Origin of the sequence: Paenibacillus sp. FSL R7-0333, assembly GCF_038000365.1 — a bacterium.
GTDB classification, from domain to species: Bacteria; Bacillota; Bacilli; order Paenibacillales; family Paenibacillaceae; genus Paenibacillus_AQ; species Paenibacillus_AQ silagei.
In genome coordinates this window covers 6,456,514-6,473,513 of record NZ_JBBOBZ010000001.1, presented here as the reverse complement: position 1 = coordinate 6,473,513, position 17,000 = coordinate 6,456,514, and the positions used below count along the sequence as shown (strand labels likewise).

Genomic DNA, 17,000 nt, shown 5'->3' with positions numbered 1-17,000 from the left:
ACCCGCAGCATGTTAATAGTAGTTGGATTGCCTGGTACTTACTCCTTGCCTGGATCGTGCTTGGGCTTGGTCCGCTTGTTCATCTGCTTCGCCTCCCAGAACAGGCCGGTTAATACGTCCTTGATCCGCTGCTTATCCTCCTTGTTCAGGGGAATACCGTCAAACATCAGCTCACCATCATCCTCCAGCATTTGGCGGAAGTCCCGCTTATCCTTGCTGGTGGCCCAGGCAGGCACAGTGCCCTCTGTACTGCTCTCAGTCTCGGTTAAATAACCGGCATGGCCCATCAGCTCCTCGTACGACACATCGGTCGCTTCAGCAATCTTACGCAGGGTAGCCGGCTTGGGGACACCCCGTAATCCATTCTCGATTCGTGAGATTTGGGCTCCACTGATACCGGCAAGCGCTGCCAGCTGATTAATGGTCAATCCCTTTCCTTCCCGAAGCTGTCTCAGATAGTATCCGAATTCCTCTGCCATCGATAACCACTCCTTATCCCTAATCACCTAAAAAGCTGTTGTACTTACTATAAGCTATTTATGCCAATAGGTAAACAATAAAGAGTCCATTATTGCCAAAAGGTAAGAATGGACATGCATTTAGCTTGTTTGTGCTGCAAAACGGGCGAAAATGAGGTTTTACTGAATTGGTAGATAAGTGGTATATTATGAAAAAAGGCGAACACTATACGAACAAGTAGAATTTTAACACATTTGACCGGAAAGGTCCGCAACAAAGTTGATACATCTATAAAACATCTAAGGAGTGGTATAAAATGATGATTCTATCTTCGCTGCCCGAGCTTGACCGCCGCCGGACTCAGGTCACTATAGAGAATATGCTGGAGAAGTACCGGATTTTCAAATCTGTAACGTTTGAGGCTAAAGAGGCCGGGATTACGTACTCCTATACGGAACGGTTCCATGGCACTACTAATACCATTACCGATCAGACAGCAGTAATTGCCACGCATAATGTAGATGTGCCTGCTGCAAGACGGGCATACTGTGCTGTGATCGATTCGGTTGTAGAGCGGCTTACCCAGAGGGAACAGCAACTGGTGAGGGAGAGATACATGCGCAGGGAGGAGAGCTACGATTACACTATCTATAATCATGTGTTCGATCCCCCGGTGAGCAAGGATACTTATGTGAAAATAAGATCGAAGGCGTTCTATAAGATGGCGCTGGCGCTCGCCGATCTGCAGCTGCTGTCTCTGGCTGCGCTCACGAAGACCCCGGCTGGAGGGAACCTGCCGAAGGGGTAGAAATGCTTTGGACACAAAATGCAGACTCCATATGTAATTGAGATGGCCGTATTGCCCGCCGGGGTGATACGGTCTTTTTGCATGAGCTTATATGTTCTGGCGGTCTCGCCGTATATTGAACCCTTCCATTGAAGCAGGACGTGCAGGAGAGGCGGGCTAAGAGCGGGGACCGCCGTGAACCATCCCTTTTTCCACCGGAAGTTATCGTTAACTCCTCTGTAAAAGCGCCTGCGCAAGGTCTCAGGGGGTCTATGATTATAACATGGCAAATGAAGCAGAAGGACACCGCAGGAGCATGAATGCTCCACCTCATCGAAGCCTAAGACAGGCCGGCAGACAAGCGCGGTGAAAGCTCCTTCGGTCATTGCCGGATACAAGACGGGTCCTATTCTTCCTGAATCGAATCCGCAGGTGACTTCAAGAAAGGCAGGAGGGATTACCACATCTAATCATGAGAGGAATGAAGTCATGACGGTACAACATCTACGAGGGAATATCACTGCTGCGCTGGGGCAGTTTTTCCCGGATATTCCTGTCTATGTGGAAGGGGATAAGCCGCAGTCAGCCTACTTCAGGCTGGAGCTGCTCTCGGCAACCTACGACAGGCAGCGCGAAGGAAGATACATGGCGGTCTACCGCTTCGGTATCCGCTATGAGCAAGGCAGTCTGCTGGATGCAGAGGCTATAGCTGACGGGCTCTGTGAGGCGCTGGACGCAAGAGAAAGTGTGAATCCCGCTTATCGGGTGGTGCGCCAGTCCTGGGTGGCCGGAGCAGAGGAACGGGGAGCGCTGTTCACCGTGGACTATATGCTCTATCTCCAGAAGCAGAAGCAGCCGGAGGAAGAGGCAGAGCTGATGGGACACTTCACAGAAGGGGCGCGGCTGAAATGAGTTCTAAGGAAATGAAGGTAAGTGAGCGGGAACGCGGCAGCCAGGGATCGGATGTTTTTGGGAAAAAGCAGATCAGGAAGTCCGCTCTGTTTACACCGCGGGAAAAGGATGTACTGGAGGTAGTTCTGCAAGAGGACGGGAGCTACACCTTGGAAGAGGCTAAGCACTTAATGGAGCTTTATTTAAATAAGGAGGTTATCTAATGGCTGGAGGAACATGGACAACACAAAACAAGGTGCGTCCGGGGGTATACGTAAATGTGGCCTCGAACGGCATTGTGGCAGGTAAAATGGGGGAACGCGGTACGGCTGCTTTGGCGCTTGCACTGCCTTGGGGGCCTGCGGGCGTCATTCTGAAGCTTACGGCTCAGGATGATTTCCAGCACAAGCTGGGCTACGATCTGACGGCTGCAGAGCTGTTGCCGGTGAGAGAGGTGCTGAAGCGGGCAGGCACACTGCTGCTATACCGTCTGAATCAGGGTGTGAAGGCTGCTGTGACCAATAACGGAGTTCAGGCGACTGCGCTGTATGGCGGGGAACGCGGGAATGCGCTTAAGGTAGTAATCGAGAAAAATATCGATGACACTACTCAGTTCGATGTCCGGACGCTGCTTGAGGGTGCCGAGGTGGACAAGCAGACGGTAAGTGCTGCTTCCAGCCTGGCTGCGAATGCTTATGTAGAATTTAAGCCTAGTGAATCCGGTGCGCTGACGGTGACAGCCGGGTTGCCGCTCTCGGGCGGTGCGAATGGAACGGTCACGAATGCGGAGCATAGTGCGTTCTTGTCTGCGCTGGAGGTTCAGGATTTCCAGACGGTAGGTCTGGTATCGCAGGATAACACGCTGAAGTCGCTGTATAGCGCCTATGTGAAGCGTCTGCGTAATACAGAAGGCAAGAAGGTGCAGGCGGTCTTGTCCGATTACGCTACGGCTGACCATGAAGGCATCATCAGTGTGGCGAACGGCGTCATTTTGAGTGATGGAACGGTAGTGGATAAAGCTCATGCCGTGGCTTGGGTTGCGGGGGCAACTGCCGCTGCTGCTGTGAACGAATCTCTGACTTATCAGGCCTATGACGATGCTGTAGATGCGGATGTGCGTTTCAGCCATTCCGAGACTGTAGAAGCGCTCACAGACGGAGAGTTGCTGTTCACCTATAGCGGAGGCCGGGCAGTAGTGGAGCAGGACATTAACACGTTCACCTCCTTCTCCACAGACAAAGGCAAGGCCTTCTCCAAGAACCGCGTGCTGCGCGTGCTGGATGGGATCGCTGGAGATTTGAAGCGGATTTTTGAGAGCTACTTCATTGGTAAATTGCCGAATAATGAGGATGGACGGGCATTGTTCTGGTCGCAGTGCGTCACTTACATGAATGATCTGCAGAACCTCGGGGCGATTGAGAACTTCAATGCGCAGAGCGACATTGTAGTGACTCCTGGAGCGGACAGTGACAGCGTAGTGCTGGAGGTAGCAGTGAAGCCGGTAGATTCCGTAGAAAAAGTATATATGAAAGTGAAGGTGGTCTAAGATGACATTCTTGAGAGCCAGCGATACGCTGTCCGGCCAGGAAGGCCGGGCGTATGCCACGATTAACGGACAGACGGAAGAGATGTTCTATGTCAAAACCCTGGAAGCCACTGTTGAGAAGCAGAAGGCGGAAGTGAAGACGCTTGGACGCCGCGGGGTGCAGCATAAGGCGACCGGCTGGTCGGGCAGCGGTACGATGACGATTTTCTATATGACGAGCCGTTTCCGCCAGATGATGCTGGAGTACATGAAGACCGGGATTGACCAATACTTCAGTATTATCGTGACCAATGAAGATCCGTCCTCAACCGTGGGCGCCCAGCGCATCATGCTGAAGGATGTCAACCTGGACAGTGTCATTATGGCTTCGCTGGATACGGAGTCCGATGCGCTGGAGGAAGAGGTTGCTTTTACCTTCGAGGATGTGGAATTGGTGCAGCCCTTCGCGGCTCCGGCTAATGCCGGCCAATAGAGTCTAACCGGGCCTTTTTGACCAGAGCCGGGGAGGGCCGGGCGTAGTTAGTAACTGATTAATGATTGAACAAGTTTTGAGGTCCCCGCAAAGTATCTGGATGGTCAATGAAGCCATAGCTGCTGTGCGGCGGGCCTCTCCGCTGCTCTAACACAATAAGAATCCGGGAGGAACAACACAACATGAGTGAATTAAGTTTGTTTTTTGCGCAAAATGCGGCTTGTGATACAACGGAGGAATTCGCGGTCTCGCTGCGGTTCAAGGACAAGGAAGGTAACCCTGCGGTCTGGAAGCTGCGCAGTATGAATGAGGAAGAGAACCAGGAATGCCGTAAGGCAGCCACCCGCAAGGTCAAGGGAAAGAACGGCACCTACACTACGGATATTGACCCCAACGAATATATGGCGAAGCTCATGACGGCAAGCATTGTGCATCCGGATCTGAAAAATACCGAGCTTCAGCGTTCCTACGGGGTGATGGGCGCCGAATCGCTGCTGCGCAAAATGCTGCTGCCCGGAGAATTCGCTGCGCTTGGGGAGCGGGTACAGGCCCTGAACGGCTTCGCCACAGATATGAACGAGCTGGTGGATGACGTAAAAAACTAATCAACGAGGGCGATGGTGAGGCCAATCTGGCCTATTACGCCCTCCATGAGCTGCATATTCTCCCGCATGAGCTGATGAAGCTCTCCGTCCGCGAACGCGCGGCGATCTATGCCATGATCTCCGTACGCGTGGACAAGGAGAAGCGGGAGCGTGCACGGAGCAAGGGGAAGAGGAGATGAAGGGGGTGAATGAATGGAAATCGATAGCTCCAAAGCAGTCATTATCTCGCGCAGGTCGGTTACGATCTGGAAAGCCGTCCACAAACAAAGCCTGCGGATGAATAATAATCTCGACATGGTTAACCGGTCGGTAAAAGGTTTTCAGGCGGCGGTGAAACGTTCCAGTGAACAAATCATCCGTTCAGAGGATCGGATCATTCAATCCTTGCAACAGATTAATGACACGCTGCTGGAAGGCTTCAAACGGCTGCCTGTCAAAGTGGATGTGTCCAGAACAGTGGTGATGCAGCAAAGCCAAAGGGCTGCGCAATCCCAGCAGTTGGGGGTCAGGATGCTTACCGCCGCGCCTGCTGTAGAGGAGCCTGAGAAAAAAAAGCCCGAGCCCAAAGAGGTGAAGTGGTGGGAGGGCCTCAAGGAAAAAGAAAAAAAGGAAGAGGAAGAGAAGAAACCTGAGGTGAAAAAAGAGGATGTTAAACCGCCAGTGGTGAAACCTGAGGTTCTTCCGAAACCGAAAATCAACTTGAAGAAGGACCCGGTACCGCCGCCGTTGCCGCCACCTCCACCTCCACCAGTCCCGCCTGCACCGGGCGGCGATTCCAAGATCATGAAATTCCTCAAAACGGCTGATGTGGTAACGCCTTTTAACACGATTAAGTCGTTCGGGGAGAAGGCCGTGAAGGAAGCAGCACAGCCGGGGGATATTGAGAAATGGAACGTGATGAACGAGAATATTGACAATGCGCTCGGACAGATTGGTGCTAAGGCAATGGGCGCTCTGCGGCCGGTAATGGATATGATTAACAACGCGTTAACTTCAGGACAGCTTGCACCGCTGATTGATGCGATGGCTAACGGGTTTCTTGTCATAGCGAATGTGATCTCAATGGTGGTTAATGGATTGTTATGGCTGGCTCAAGTGGTTCAGGATAACTGGTCTTTCATCAAGCCTATTCTTGAGGCGATAGCGATTGTTTTCCTGGCAGCTATGATTGTTCAGGTCTATATGCTCGCTGCAGCCTGGCTGGCTGCTAACTGGCCAATCTTAATCGTCATTGCGGTGATAGCAGTCTTATTGATGATTCTGCAGCATCTTGGCGTCTCGGCGGGCGAGGTGATTGGATTTATTGTGGGATCGTTCTACTACCTGGCTGCAGTTGTGCAGAATATAGCCATTGGTATCCAGAATTTTTTCACTTTGGCTGGCGATGTGTTAGTTTATATATTTAATTCAGCTGTCAATAAAGTACAGGGATTCTTTTATGGTCTTGCCGCTGGTGCGCTGGATGTTATGTATAGTATTGCTGTAGGCGCAGAAGGATTCGCCGGAGGATTCATGAAGGTAATGGCTAAGGCTATTCAGTGGGTGCTCGACAAGTTCAACTCACTGGTTGATATGCTGAGCAACATTCCATTCTTCGACACATTAGGGATCAGTAAGGTCAAACTAGATGTAGAGGAACCGGAGACCCCTCATGGTGCCAGTGATATTATTGGGAAATATCGTCAAGGCCTTGAAGCATATAAACCAGCAGACAAGGTAGTTTTGGAAATATCCAAGCTAACAGATTATAAGGATACAAAAGCGGCATATGGCAAGGGGAATGAAATAGGAAAGAATGCCATGAACAATTTCATGGATAAGGGACAACAAATGGCGGATAAAGCCAAGGAGTTAACTAACCCTAAGTCTCTTAAGAATATTCCGGGAGGGTCCACTAACGCTTTTGCCAATCAAACTGGCAGCCTGAACAACGTCAACAAGGTAGGCGAGGTAGGCAAAATCAGAGACAAGGTCGATATCTCCAGTGATGATCTGGATATGCTGCGGGAGCTGGCGGAGATTCAGTCGATTCAGAATTTTGTTGAGCTAACGCCAACGGTGCAGGTAACAACAGGGAATATTAATAATTCGGGCGATATTGACTCCATCATCACGAAGATTGGGCAAAAGCTGAAAGAGGAGTTCGTCTCTACGGCGCAGGGGGTGTACACGTAACATGGAGGAGTATGGATTCTATCTGAGCTTCAATAATTATGAAGAGGTGATCCGGCTTCCGGTGAACCCTGAGACGCTGGAGATCAAGGAGAACAGCGATGGCAAAAGCTATACGATTGTGGATTTTGGTGAAATCAACGCGATTGCATATCCGAAGCTGACGGAGATTACGATTGAGAGTATGTTCCCGGCACAGTATTATCCGTTTGTGGTGTACTCCGGAGAGAATGCCGGTAAGCTGTTGAAACCCTACGAGTATGTAGAGCTGATTCGCAAATGGATGCTCAGCCGCAGGCCGGTCCGGTTTGTTTTTTCAGGGCTGAAATCGGCGAACGTGCAGAATACGCAGACCCCAGATTGGCTGAGGCAGGCCAGGGCGCAGGCGCAACAGACTTTTACCGGGGATATTGGCATTAATATGGCGGTCAGTATTGAGAACTTCTCCTGGAAGCTCAGTGCGGGGTCCTCGGGGGATATCGATTATACACTTGGACTCAAAAAGTATGTGTTCTATCAGGCGTTAGCTGTGAAGGTAGGCAGCACCGGTGAAGTGAAGAAGCAGCAGAAACGGGCAAGCGAGAAGGCAGCGCCCGCTACCTATACGCTCAAAGCCGGGGATACGCTCTGGTCGGTGGCCCAAAAGCTGCTCGGTGACGGCAGTAAATCCAAAACGCTGCAAAAGCTGAACAATATCTCGGACAGCGAACTGAAGAAGCTCAAAATTGGCCGAGTGATCAAGCTGTCTTAGGAGGCCGTGGCGATGGAATTAATCGTAATTAATAAGGAAGGCGCCATCTGGAATATTGCCGGAATCGTTACGGATATCACGTGGAAAACCACCCGGACCGGCAAGCCTGCAACGCTTGAGCTTACGCTGGTGGACAGCGGGATGTATCAGCATAAAAAGTTCGCGATCAGCAACGGGGATATTGTGCAGTTCCGCAGAGACGGAGTCGATGTATTCTACGGCTTCGTCTTCAGTATTGACACGGGTGCGAATCAGGAGATCAAGCTGACGGCGTACGATCAGATCCGCTATCTGCTGGGCAATGGCAGTTATGTGCTTCAGGATGTTACTGCGGCTGAGGTCATCAGTACCATTGCCAAGGACCGCGGCTTGCGGCTTGGATTACTGGAACCGGCGGAGTACAAGATCCCCTCGCTGATCGAAGACGGCAAGAAGCTGCTTGATATTATTATGGGTGCGGTCGGCAGTGAGCTGCAGTATAAGGGGCAGCTGATGGCGTTCTATGATGATTTTGGCAAGCTGACGCTGCGCAGTCCGCAGTCCATGCTGCTGAAGGTGATTCTGGGGGCAGGCCATTATCTGTATGATTATTCGCTGAAAAGAAGCATCGACGATAATACGTACAATACGATTCTGCTCTACCAGGACAACGAAAAGACCGGCAAACGCGAGTTCTATCCGGTCACAGATAAAGAAAATGTAAAGCGCTGGGGTATCCTGCATCTCTACCAGAAGGCGGACGATAATGCGAATGCTGCGCAGATTCAGGAAAAGGCAGGCAATCTGCTTAAGCAGCATAACCGTGAAAAGGTCAGTCTTTCTGTGCAGGCTATTGGCGATATACGGGTGAGGGCGGGGAACTTCATCTATGTGCTGCTGGATGAATTCCAGACGCAGCTGTTCCTGGTGGATCAATGCAGCCATAAAATTTCCGGAGGGGAGCATACGATGTCCCTAGACATTAAGGTGGTGTAGACAACATGCTCGATATTATTAAACAGGCAAGCCTCGGGGCCGTATCGAATACGAATCCGGTGGCTTTTTCTTATGGGACGGTGGTTCTGGCAGAGCCGCTGCAGATTCAGGTGGAGCAGCGGCTGCTGCTGACGGGAGCCGCACTGGTTGTGGTTGAATCCGTGATGGAGAGTAAGGCTGTGATCGAAGGCCGGGAGATCCCGCTACGGCGTGGACTTGAAGCGGGAGACCGCGTGCTGCTCGTGCGGATGCAAGGCGGACAGAGCTATATTGTCCTCGATCGGCTGGTGGATTTATGATTCCGGCAATAGGCAGATCCGGTCCGGTGACGGGAGCGCTGGAAGGGAATGTGACCGATGCGGGGAATGCTCCGAGCCTGACGTACCGGATGGACTGGGAGCGGGGGCGGATCGGCGGGCGGGTAGACGGGCTTGAAGCGGTGAAGCAGGCTGCAATCAAGGTGCTGCAAACCAGCCGTTATGAGCACCTGATCTATAGCACGGACTACGGAACGGAGTGGAAGCTGGTGCTGGGTCAGGACAGGCTGCTGGCCCGGCCGGAGTTGCGCCGGCTGATCAGCGATGCGCTGCTCCAGGATGAGCGGATTCAGGCGCTTGAGGATGTAGAGATTCTTTTTGACGGGGATACGGTTAGCTTCAGCTGTACGGCTGTAACGGTATATGGCGATGTGGAGCTTAGAAAGGAGGGGATGGCCAGTGTATGAGGATCAGACGTACGAGGCTCTGCTGGAACGCATGCTGGATCGGGTTCCAGAGGGGCTGGACAAGCGCGAGGGAAGTATTATCTATGATGCGCTTGCGCCGGCGGCGGCTGAAATGGCCCAGATGTATCTGGAGCTTGAGGTCAGCAATAATCTGTTCTTCCCGGATACGGCAGACGGCGAATATCTGGAACGAACCATTGCCTGGACGGGATTGAAGCGTCATCCGGCAGGCAAAGCGCAGCTGGGCGCGAGGTTCTATACCAGCGGCGAACAGCCGTTGGACATTCCGCTGGGCAGCCGCTTCGCCCTGGGACTGCTTCATTATAGTGCGGCGGAGAAGCTTGCTCCCGGGACGTACCGCCTGGAGAGCGAGACCGCCGGCGCTGAGGGGAATCAGTATTCAGGCGCGCTGCTGCCTATCGATTATATCCCTGGACTTGCGCGGGGGGAGGTTACGGGCCTGCTGGTTCCCGGCACGGATGCGGAGACGGATGAAGCGCTGCGGCAGCGGTACTTCGATTCGGCCCGGCGGCCTGCAACGAGCGGCAATAAATATCATTATATGGAGTGGGCGCAGCAGATTCAGGGCGTAGGGGGAGCACGGGTCTTCCCGCTGTGGGCCGGACCGAAGACGGTCAAGGTGGTCATTGTGAACGCGGAGCATCAGCCCGCCTCCCCGCTGCTGGTCTCCCAGGTGCAGCAGTTCATTGATCCTGCGCCGGGTCTTGGCGAGGGCCAGGCTCCGGTGGGCGCGGTGGTGACGGTGGCATCGGCCACAGGCAAGGTGGTTGATGTCTCAGCTAAGGTTACGCTGGCAGCCGGCTATGCGCTGCAGCCGGTTATTCAAGCTTTTACGGCGCTCCTGGAGAAGTATCGTAAGGAGAAGGCTTTTGCCGCTACCTATATCAGTCAATCGGTCATTGGCGCATTGCTGCTGAATACGGAGGGCGTAGTGGACTATAGCGGGCTGAAGCTGAACGGCGGAACGGCAAATATCCCGCTGCTGGAGACAGAAGTGCCGCTGTTCGGCAATGTCGTTCTGGAGGTGTAGGTATGGGATATCCGGAGCAGATCGATGTTTTTCAGGATAAGCTGAACAAAAAGGCAAATGGCGGCAGTCATGTTGTAGAGGAAAAGCTTCGGCTCACAGGTGGTGTATTCAGCGGACTGCTGGCCCACGACAATATTAACAATCAGACGCTGGCCGTGTACACAGGCTCCCGCTTCAGCGGGACAGAGGTACGGAATTACTCGGTCTCTTTCCCGGACGAGACTCCTTGGCGCCGGCTCATTAACATCTATGCGGATGTGCCCGAAGTCTATGTGACTTACGAGACACCGGGAGACACTGTGGAAGCGGATGATGTGAACCAGTTACAGGGCGGGCTTACGGCTACGCAGCGTGAACTGGAGCGGTATAAACAGGCCGGTCTGATTGACGGCGGATCTTTTAGAAGAGAGGTGTAATATGGCACAGACCATTCAGGTCAAACGCGGTACCCGGGCCGAGCTGTCCACTTACGGGATGCTGAAGGCGGGCGAAATGGGCTTCTGTACAGATACGAAGGAGGTCTATATCGGAGACGGTAGCTCCAACTCCATGGTGGGCCGGGCCTTGTCCGGTCCCGAAGCTTCGCGTCCTGCGGCAGCCTCGGTTGGGCGTCTATACTATGTGAGCAGCGGGAGTAACAGCGGGTATTTGTATTTCGATGACGGGGCCGCCTGGCGCCGGGTTAACGCGCAGAAATTAACAGATGTGAGCGGAACGGTGGACGATATCGCTGACGGCTCCACGTATGCCAAGGTGCTCAAGGCAGATCTTACAGCAGGGCATCCCAATAAAGTGTCGGACGGCACGAATACCAAGACTGCCGCAGAAATTGCAACGCATCTTAACGATGCCGCGAAGCACCGAATTATTAACGATGGCGGTTCGACGATTACGGATCTGTGGTCCGCGCAAAAAATCAAAAACGAAATCGAGCTGGCCAAGCATAATATTGAGCCGCAGGCTTCGGTGAAGGATCAGCACCTGACGGCTCCGCCCGTAAGTCCCGTGGAAGCAGACCGGTATATTATTCCTTCCGGCGCTACCGGCGTCTGGGCGGGTAAAACCAGTCAGATTGCGGAATATGCCGCAGGTAGCTGGGCTTATTATGTTCCGGCTGTCGGCTGGACGGCCTATGTGGACGATGAGCAGAAAATCTACAGCTGGAACGGGAGTGCCTGGGTACGGACGGGCGGCGCGCTACAGACGATCACGGCGGGAAATGGTCTTACCGGCGGCGGGCAGGCGGATAGTGTCACGCTGACCGTCGGGGCAGGCAATGGGATCATTGTCGGCTCAACCAGTGTTGCAGCCAAGCCGGGTAAGGGAATTCTAGTAAACTCGACGGGGATTGAGGTCAACATTGACGGCTCAAGTATCGTCTACGATTCGGCCAATGGCAACCAGCTCACGGTAAGCACTATCGACGGCGGAACATTCTAGGAGGCGGTGACCATGGCACGGAAGACTTTGATTCAAATCCGCCGCGGCCTGGAGAGTGCGCTGGGTACGCTGGCTGCAGGCGAGCTGGGCTACTGCACAGATAGCGGCAAGCTGTTCATCGGCAGCGGCAGCAGCAATATGCTGCTGGCGGCAGGCCAAAGCACAGGTGATATGCTGAAAAGCATCTACGACACGAATAATAACGGCAAGGTCGATTATGCACAGGCTGCAGACATGGTTCCCTGGTCAGGTGTAGACGGCAAGCCTACTGTATTCGCTCCGGCTGCACATACCCATGATTATCTGTCCAAAGGTCCGCTGACCTGGAATCAGCTGAAGGGGGTGTAGCTGTGGCTTATGGAGACAGTATATATGGCCTTGTGGCTTATTCGGCAGATGGAGTGACGGTGGAGGGGCCGGAGATTATGGCCCCTGATCTGATGAAGTATCTGCCCGAGTATTATCAGGGCGTGCCTGAGATGGAGGCTGTGCAGGCCAGCGCAGGTAGAGCCTGCGGTGAAGTGGCTTACGCCATGGCCGACAGTGACGATCAGAAGACGCTGGAGTCCGCTACCTGGGGGCTGTCCCGCTGGGAGCGGATGCTGGGACTGGCCTCAGATACGAACAAGTCCTATGCCACCCGGCGGGAGATGATCAAGGCCAAGCTGCGGGGCAGCGGCACGACGACACCGGAGATGATCCGGCGGACGGCGTCTGCTTTTTCCGGCGGGGATGTGGAGGTGGTGGAGGTGCCCGGAGCGTACAGCTTCGAGGTACGCTTCGTCGGTACGCTGGGCATCCCGGCCAATATGGCGGGGCTGATTCAGATCATGGAAGAGATTAAGCCGGCCCATCTGGACTATAGCTTCGTATACAGCTACACCTGGTGGGACTCCTTGAAGTCCCTCACCTGGAACGGTGCGCACGGCAAGACCTGGAACGAACTAAGAGTATATGAATAGGAGTGTGAGCGATGAAAACAACGGGTAATCTGGGGCTGAAAAAGCCCGATGGTACAGACATTGTAGATATCACCGACCTGAACGGCAATATGGATATTCTGGACACCGCCGTCAAGACCGCGCAGGATCATGCTGCGGATACAGTCAAACATATTACGGCGACGGAACGCTCGGCATGGAACGCCAAGGCGTCTACGGCGGTTGCGACCACGACCGCTGCCGGCTTGATGGCCGCAGCGGATAAGTCGAAGCTGGATAGTGTGGCTCAGGGGGCGAATAATTATGTGCATCCTTCCACGCATTTGCCATCGGTCATCGTTCAGGACTCGTCCAACCGCTTCGTAACCGATGCGGAGAAGACGGCCTGGAATGGCAAGGCGAATCTAGTGACCACACCGCAGCAGACTACGGCGGTTACTACCTACTTCGTCCGTGTGGATGGGAACGACAATAATACGGGACTTGCCAACACGGCAGCAGGGGCGTTCAAGACAATCAACAAGGCAATTAGTATGATTCCGCAGGTAGTCAATCACACGGTTACAATCAGTGTTGCAGCAGGGACTTATGCAGAAGATGTGATTATATCCGGGACTAATGGTGCGGGTTATGTTTCGATTAATGGCACTTCGGCGTCTATTCGATCATTCACCGCCGCGAGATGTAACCGTATTGTAGTTTCTGGTTTTACAGCAACCTCCACCACTCAGTCAGCATTTTATGCATATGATGGTGGGAAGTGCGATTTTACTAGCTGTATAGTAATTGCTTCTAACCCTAACACAGGAATTAGCTTTTTTAATCAACGTGGATTAGTCGAGGGGTGTACAATATCTAATCGCAGTGTCGCAATTCATGTTGAGAAGGGGCAAGTAACCGTTACAAATTGCTCAGGAACCGGAAACGCTACGGCTATTCTTACAAGTGCCGGGGCGATAGTTAATACTGATGGAACTATACCAAGTGGAGCTATAACCGGAGGAAATGGCGGTGTTCTTAACCCATGGGGAGATAATACTAAAACATCTAGGCCAATTGGGGAAATGCACCACGAAAATGTTTCTACTTCTCAAGTTGTCCCTGCCATGACGTGGACAAAAATTTTATTTACAGCGAACATTAATAATAACAAGTCCATTACCGACATACCCAATTCCAGATTCGTTATTCCGGAACCGGGATTTTATAGTATTGAGGCCCGTGTGGGAGCCGTCGCCGGAGCGAATAGTTTGACCCGTGAGATACTGGCTGTTCACGTTGACGGGGTTCAGAACAGTTGGATTGCAGAGCAATTTCATGGAGGCAAGGGAGATATTCAGATTTCTGGAAGTGGACTATATGATTTGTATGCAGGTCAAATTATAGAGCTATTTATCTATTCGGATGTTTCATGCTCCATTTATACAGCAGATAAAACCACACATTTTGCTATTGTAAGATTAGCCTAAAAGGAGGCCTGAAAATGAACCTATCACAAGCAATCAAACAAATACATCCCAACGCCAACCCCATGCACGACTTCATCGTCCAAGACAACGGCCCAGAACCCGTCCTGCGACCCGGAGCAGAAGCCAAGGGCCAGGTACGCTACGAGATCAAGCCGCCAGAAATCGGAGAACAGCCTGTAGAAGGTATCCACTATCGCTACGGCATCGACTATAACCTGCTGACCGAAGGCGAGGATTATGATCTGGTGGAGCGGGGGCCGTATATTGCGGTCTGGAAGCTGGATGCGCCGCAGCCGACGGAGGCGGAGTTGCAGGCCGCTTGGGAAGCGTATCGGGAGGCTGAGGCCAACAAGCCGCCGGTACTGACAGAACTGGAGCAGTTGCAGCAAGAGAATCTGTGGCTAAAGGCGCAGAATAACGCGCTCAGCGAACGGGCGGATTTCATTGAGGATCTCATTGCGGAGATGGCCACGCAAGTCTACACGTAATCGTTCAGCGGGTCTAACCTGTGCATTACCTCTATTATAGAAAGGTGGTGAGAGCAATGGCATTATTTTTCGCACAACGCGTTACGCTGGGGAAGACGAAGTATAGCGAGGTCCCCTCTACGCTGAAGCCTGCGGTCAAGCAGATTCTGATGGAGAACGGACTTACGTTCCTTGTAACTGAAGAGTAGATTGCCAGAGGCGCCGCTGAGGGCGTTTTTATTTTGCCCTCGGACCCGTCCGGGGGCTAAGTCCAAATGTTCACCGCAGTGACGATGAAGCTTCAAGTTTAGATCTTAAGTGCGTCTTATATAACTACTTTAATAACCACACAGAAGGGAGTGAAGCAATGGACAGCAACGATGTAGCGAATCTGGAGAAGCTGCTGCCGCTTGCGGATAAGTATGGACTGGCTTATATCATCGCTCTGATTCTGCTCATGATTATGCTTGTACTTTTGCGGTCAATTGTGAAGGGGAATCTGGTGCCGCGTGAACTGCTGGAGCGTGCTGAGGAGGACCGGGACAGGCTGCAGAATATCCTCGACAAAGAGCGGTCAGACTTCATGGCACCCACGCTTGAAGTCTTGCAGCGATTGAAAATAGACCATTCCGCAAACAGCCACACCAGTAGTACTAATGAAGAAGACAGGGGGGGATAACGTGCTGAGTGCGTGGATCAAGCGTCTATCGCCCCTGCACCGGGACAGAGAGCGTAGGCTGGCGCTGGCAGGACATAAGGTGTCGCTCTCTATCCGCAGGTACAAGAATGTCTCTCAGGACATTCAGGATGAAATCAGGAACAACGGGTTCGCCCAGTTCCTAATCTATGATCGGGGGGCAGAAGATGAGCAGCATTGATATTGTGTTGTTACTGGCCTATTCTATATCCTTTATCTGTGCGCTGCTGCTGATGGCTGCGCTTTTTTTGTATTTCCGCCGGAGATTCCGGGTGCGTGTGGTCAGTCTGTTTATGCTGGCGGCGTTCTTTTTCCTCGGGGCGTATACGGTTAAAATGGCGGTGGCCTTCTGGATTAGATTCAGCTCCGCCCCCGTCCCGGACGCGATACGAAGCTCGCTGCAATCGGATGCCTGGGCAATTGCCCAGACGGGAACGACCCTAGGGCTAGTCATTCTAACCCTCTTGATGTACACCAGACGCCAGGATCTGTTCGTGGTCCTCTCTGAAATCAGGAAAGGGGAGGAAACGCATGCTGACGCTAACTCAGCTCCTGAATAAATCTGCTGCCCGGTTAAAAGGACTTCATCCCGCCGTCCTTGCCGCAGCGACTGCACTGATTGAACGCAGTTATGCTGGCGGGGTTCCCATCCTGATCACGCAAGGTCTGCGGACGATTGCCGAACAGGATGCACTCTATGCCCAGGGGCGAACCCGGCCGGGAGCGATCGTGACGAATGCGCGCGGCGGGTACAGTTATCACAATTATGGGCTGGCGGTGGATTTTGCGCTGCTGCTTCCGGATGGCTCCAGCGTCTCCTGGGATATGAGCAGGGACGGCAACCAGAATGGCACTCGGGATTGGCTGGAGGTGGTGCAGCACGCTAAGGCCATCGGGTTCGAATGGGGCGGCGACTGGACTAGCTTCAAGGATTATCCGCATCTGCAGATGAGCTTCGGATTAAGTCTGGCGGAGCTGCGGACGGGGAAAAAGCCTGCGGCTGCGGCCGTGGAGGCGGCGATAGAACGGATCAAGCCCAAGGAGGAGCAAGCGATGAAGACTCAGATGAAAGTTGCAGTACAGGTGAATGGCAGGAAGATTGCAGACGGGTGGCTGGAGAATGGGGTTACCTATGTTCCTGCACGTAAAATTGCGGAGGCGCTGGGCGCTCAGATTGCCTACCATCCGGCTGCCAACACCGTTGAAATCACCACCATCCCGCAGAAAGGAGCAATCTCATGATGAACCGCGAACTGCTGGACCATGTATTGGCTTTTGCCTCCATCCTGGCCGTATTTATTCTTGCCTTGGTGCAGCTGATCAAAAATAATACCCGTTTGCCGCGTAACAGCATCCCTTTTATCGGACTGGGCATCGGGCTGCTGGTTGGAGCGGTGGCGTATCCTTTTACAGAGCTGGAGTTGACCTTGCGTCTATGGGCAGGCGGATTGGCCGGGTTATCGGCTACCGGATTATTCGAATTGGCATTCAACAACCGCTCAGGGCAGACAATGAAATAAAAGTTAACCAGTGATGAACGGCCGGCTCTGCGG

25 protein-coding genes are annotated in these 17,000 nt (G+C 53.0%); 24 read left to right on the top strand and 1 reads right to left on the bottom strand.

The features are described 5' to 3' along the window. Positions 1-38 precede the first annotated feature (38 nt). Positions 39-479, bottom strand: coding sequence for a helix-turn-helix domain-containing protein (locus tag MKY86_RS27430; protein ID WP_076081828.1), 441 nt, complete (start codon positions 477-479; stop codon positions 39-41). A 299-nt stretch (positions 480-778) separates the two neighbouring features. Here MKY86_RS27430 and MKY86_RS27425 point away from each other — a divergent pair, with 299 nt between their 5' ends. From MKY86_RS27425 to MKY86_RS27310, 24 genes are all read left to right on the top strand, one after another. Beyond that, positions 779-1,267 (top strand): ArpU family phage packaging/lysis transcriptional regulator, encoded by a 489-nt coding sequence (locus tag MKY86_RS27425; RefSeq protein ID WP_076081832.1) that lies wholly within the window; start codon positions 779-781, stop codon positions 1,265-1,267. Positions 1,268-1,612: 345 nt separating this feature from the next. Continuing rightward, positions 1,613-2,158: a phage tail terminator family protein gene (locus tag MKY86_RS27420; protein WP_143803812.1), complete on the top strand. Its 546-nt coding sequence runs from the start codon at positions 1,613-1,615 to the stop codon at positions 2,156-2,158. Continuing rightward, a complete protein-coding gene (locus MKY86_RS27415) occupies positions 2,155-2,361 on the top strand; it encodes a hypothetical protein (RefSeq protein WP_076081826.1) in 207 nt (68 codons plus the stop codon). Before MKY86_RS27420 ends, MKY86_RS27415 begins: the two co-directional genes overlap by 4 nt. Next, positions 2,361-3,683, top strand: a complete 1,323-nt coding sequence (locus tag MKY86_RS27410) for a phage tail sheath family protein (protein ID WP_076081825.1) — start codon at positions 2,361-2,363, stop codon at positions 3,681-3,683. The genes MKY86_RS27415 and MKY86_RS27410 overlap by 1 nt, the downstream gene beginning before the upstream one ends. A gap of 1 nt (position 3,684) precedes the next feature. Next, positions 3,685-4,155: a phage tail tube protein gene (locus MKY86_RS27405; protein ID WP_036724540.1), complete on the top strand. Its 471-nt coding sequence runs from the start codon at positions 3,685-3,687 to the stop codon at positions 4,153-4,155. Positions 4,156-4,337: 182 nt separating this feature from the next. After that, positions 4,338-4,760 (top strand): phage tail assembly chaperone, encoded by a 423-nt coding sequence (locus MKY86_RS27400; RefSeq protein WP_036696211.1) that lies wholly within the window; start codon positions 4,338-4,340, stop codon positions 4,758-4,760. 192 nt (positions 4,761-4,952) lie between these two features. After that, positions 4,953-6,935 carry a hypothetical protein gene (locus MKY86_RS27395; RefSeq protein WP_076081823.1) on the top strand — a complete coding sequence of 661 codons (1,983 nt, stop codon included), beginning with the start codon at positions 4,953-4,955 and terminating at the stop codon, positions 6,933-6,935. 1 nt (position 6,936) lies between these two features. Continuing rightward, positions 6,937-7,683 (top strand): LysM peptidoglycan-binding domain-containing protein, encoded by a 747-nt coding sequence (locus MKY86_RS27390; protein ID WP_076081822.1) that lies wholly within the window; start codon positions 6,937-6,939, stop codon positions 7,681-7,683. 12 nt (positions 7,684-7,695) lie between these two features. Beyond that, positions 7,696-8,658, top strand: coding sequence for an XkdQ/YqbQ family protein (locus MKY86_RS27385; protein WP_076081821.1), 963 nt, complete (start codon positions 7,696-7,698; stop codon positions 8,656-8,658). Positions 8,659-8,663: 5 nt separating this feature from the next. Further along, positions 8,664-8,957, top strand: a complete 294-nt coding sequence (locus MKY86_RS27380; RefSeq protein ID WP_076081820.1) for a DUF2577 domain-containing protein — start codon at positions 8,664-8,666, stop codon at positions 8,955-8,957. Continuing rightward, positions 8,954-9,382, top strand: coding sequence for a DUF2634 domain-containing protein (locus tag MKY86_RS27375; protein WP_076081819.1), 429 nt, complete (start codon positions 8,954-8,956; stop codon positions 9,380-9,382). The genes MKY86_RS27380 and MKY86_RS27375 overlap by 4 nt, the downstream gene beginning before the upstream one ends. After that, the gene (locus MKY86_RS27370) at positions 9,375-10,433 is read left to right on the top strand and encodes a baseplate J/gp47 family protein (protein ID WP_076081818.1); all 1,059 of its coding nucleotides are present in this window, start codon (positions 9,375-9,377) and stop codon (positions 10,431-10,433) included. Before MKY86_RS27375 ends, MKY86_RS27370 begins: the two co-directional genes overlap by 8 nt. 2 nt (positions 10,434-10,435) lie before the next feature. After that, positions 10,436-10,849, top strand: coding sequence for a phosphoglucomutase (locus MKY86_RS27365; RefSeq protein WP_076081817.1), 414 nt, complete (start codon positions 10,436-10,438; stop codon positions 10,847-10,849). 1 nt (position 10,850) lies between these two features. After that, a complete protein-coding gene (locus MKY86_RS27360) occupies positions 10,851-11,873 on the top strand; it encodes a DUF2793 domain-containing protein (RefSeq protein WP_076081816.1) in 1,023 nt (340 codons plus the stop codon). A gap of 12 nt (positions 11,874-11,885) precedes the next feature. Continuing rightward, positions 11,886-12,221: a hyaluronate lyase N-terminal domain-containing protein gene (locus MKY86_RS27355; protein WP_076081815.1), complete on the top strand. Its 336-nt coding sequence runs from the start codon at positions 11,886-11,888 to the stop codon at positions 12,219-12,221. Between the two features lie 2 nt (positions 12,222-12,223). Beyond that, positions 12,224-12,835, top strand: a complete 612-nt coding sequence (locus MKY86_RS27350) for a putative phage tail protein (RefSeq protein ID WP_076081814.1) — start codon at positions 12,224-12,226, stop codon at positions 12,833-12,835. Positions 12,836-12,846: 11 nt separating this feature from the next. Then, on the top strand, positions 12,847-14,283 hold the full coding sequence (locus MKY86_RS27345; RefSeq protein ID WP_076081813.1) for a hypothetical protein: 1,437 nt from the start codon (positions 12,847-12,849) through the stop codon (positions 14,281-14,283). 14 nt (positions 14,284-14,297) lie between these two features. Further along, positions 14,298-14,771: an XkdW family protein gene (locus MKY86_RS27340; protein WP_076081812.1), complete on the top strand. Its 474-nt coding sequence runs from the start codon at positions 14,298-14,300 to the stop codon at positions 14,769-14,771. Between the two features lie 56 nt (positions 14,772-14,827). Next, positions 14,828-14,959 (top strand): hypothetical protein, encoded by a 132-nt coding sequence (locus tag MKY86_RS27335; protein ID WP_340827608.1) that lies wholly within the window; start codon positions 14,828-14,830, stop codon positions 14,957-14,959. Between the two features lie 158 nt (positions 14,960-15,117). After that, positions 15,118-15,429, top strand: coding sequence for a hypothetical protein (locus MKY86_RS27330; protein ID WP_076081811.1), 312 nt, complete (start codon positions 15,118-15,120; stop codon positions 15,427-15,429). A 1-nt stretch (position 15,430) separates the two neighbouring features. Then, positions 15,431-15,628 (top strand): hypothetical protein, encoded by a 198-nt coding sequence (locus MKY86_RS27325; RefSeq protein WP_076081810.1) that lies wholly within the window; start codon positions 15,431-15,433, stop codon positions 15,626-15,628. Then, positions 15,615-16,007 carry a hypothetical protein gene (locus MKY86_RS27320; RefSeq protein ID WP_076081809.1) on the top strand — a complete coding sequence of 131 codons (393 nt, stop codon included), beginning with the start codon at positions 15,615-15,617 and terminating at the stop codon, positions 16,005-16,007. Before MKY86_RS27325 ends, MKY86_RS27320 begins: the two co-directional genes overlap by 14 nt. Beyond that, the gene (locus MKY86_RS27315) at positions 15,979-16,689 is read left to right on the top strand and encodes a M15 family metallopeptidase (RefSeq protein WP_076081808.1); all 711 of its coding nucleotides are present in this window, start codon (positions 15,979-15,981) and stop codon (positions 16,687-16,689) included. The genes MKY86_RS27320 and MKY86_RS27315 overlap by 29 nt, the downstream gene beginning before the upstream one ends. Continuing rightward, positions 16,689-16,967 (top strand): holin, encoded by a 279-nt coding sequence (locus MKY86_RS27310; RefSeq protein WP_340827894.1) that lies wholly within the window; start codon positions 16,689-16,691, stop codon positions 16,965-16,967. The genes MKY86_RS27315 and MKY86_RS27310 overlap by 1 nt, the downstream gene beginning before the upstream one ends. Positions 16,968-17,000: the final 33 nt, after the last annotated feature.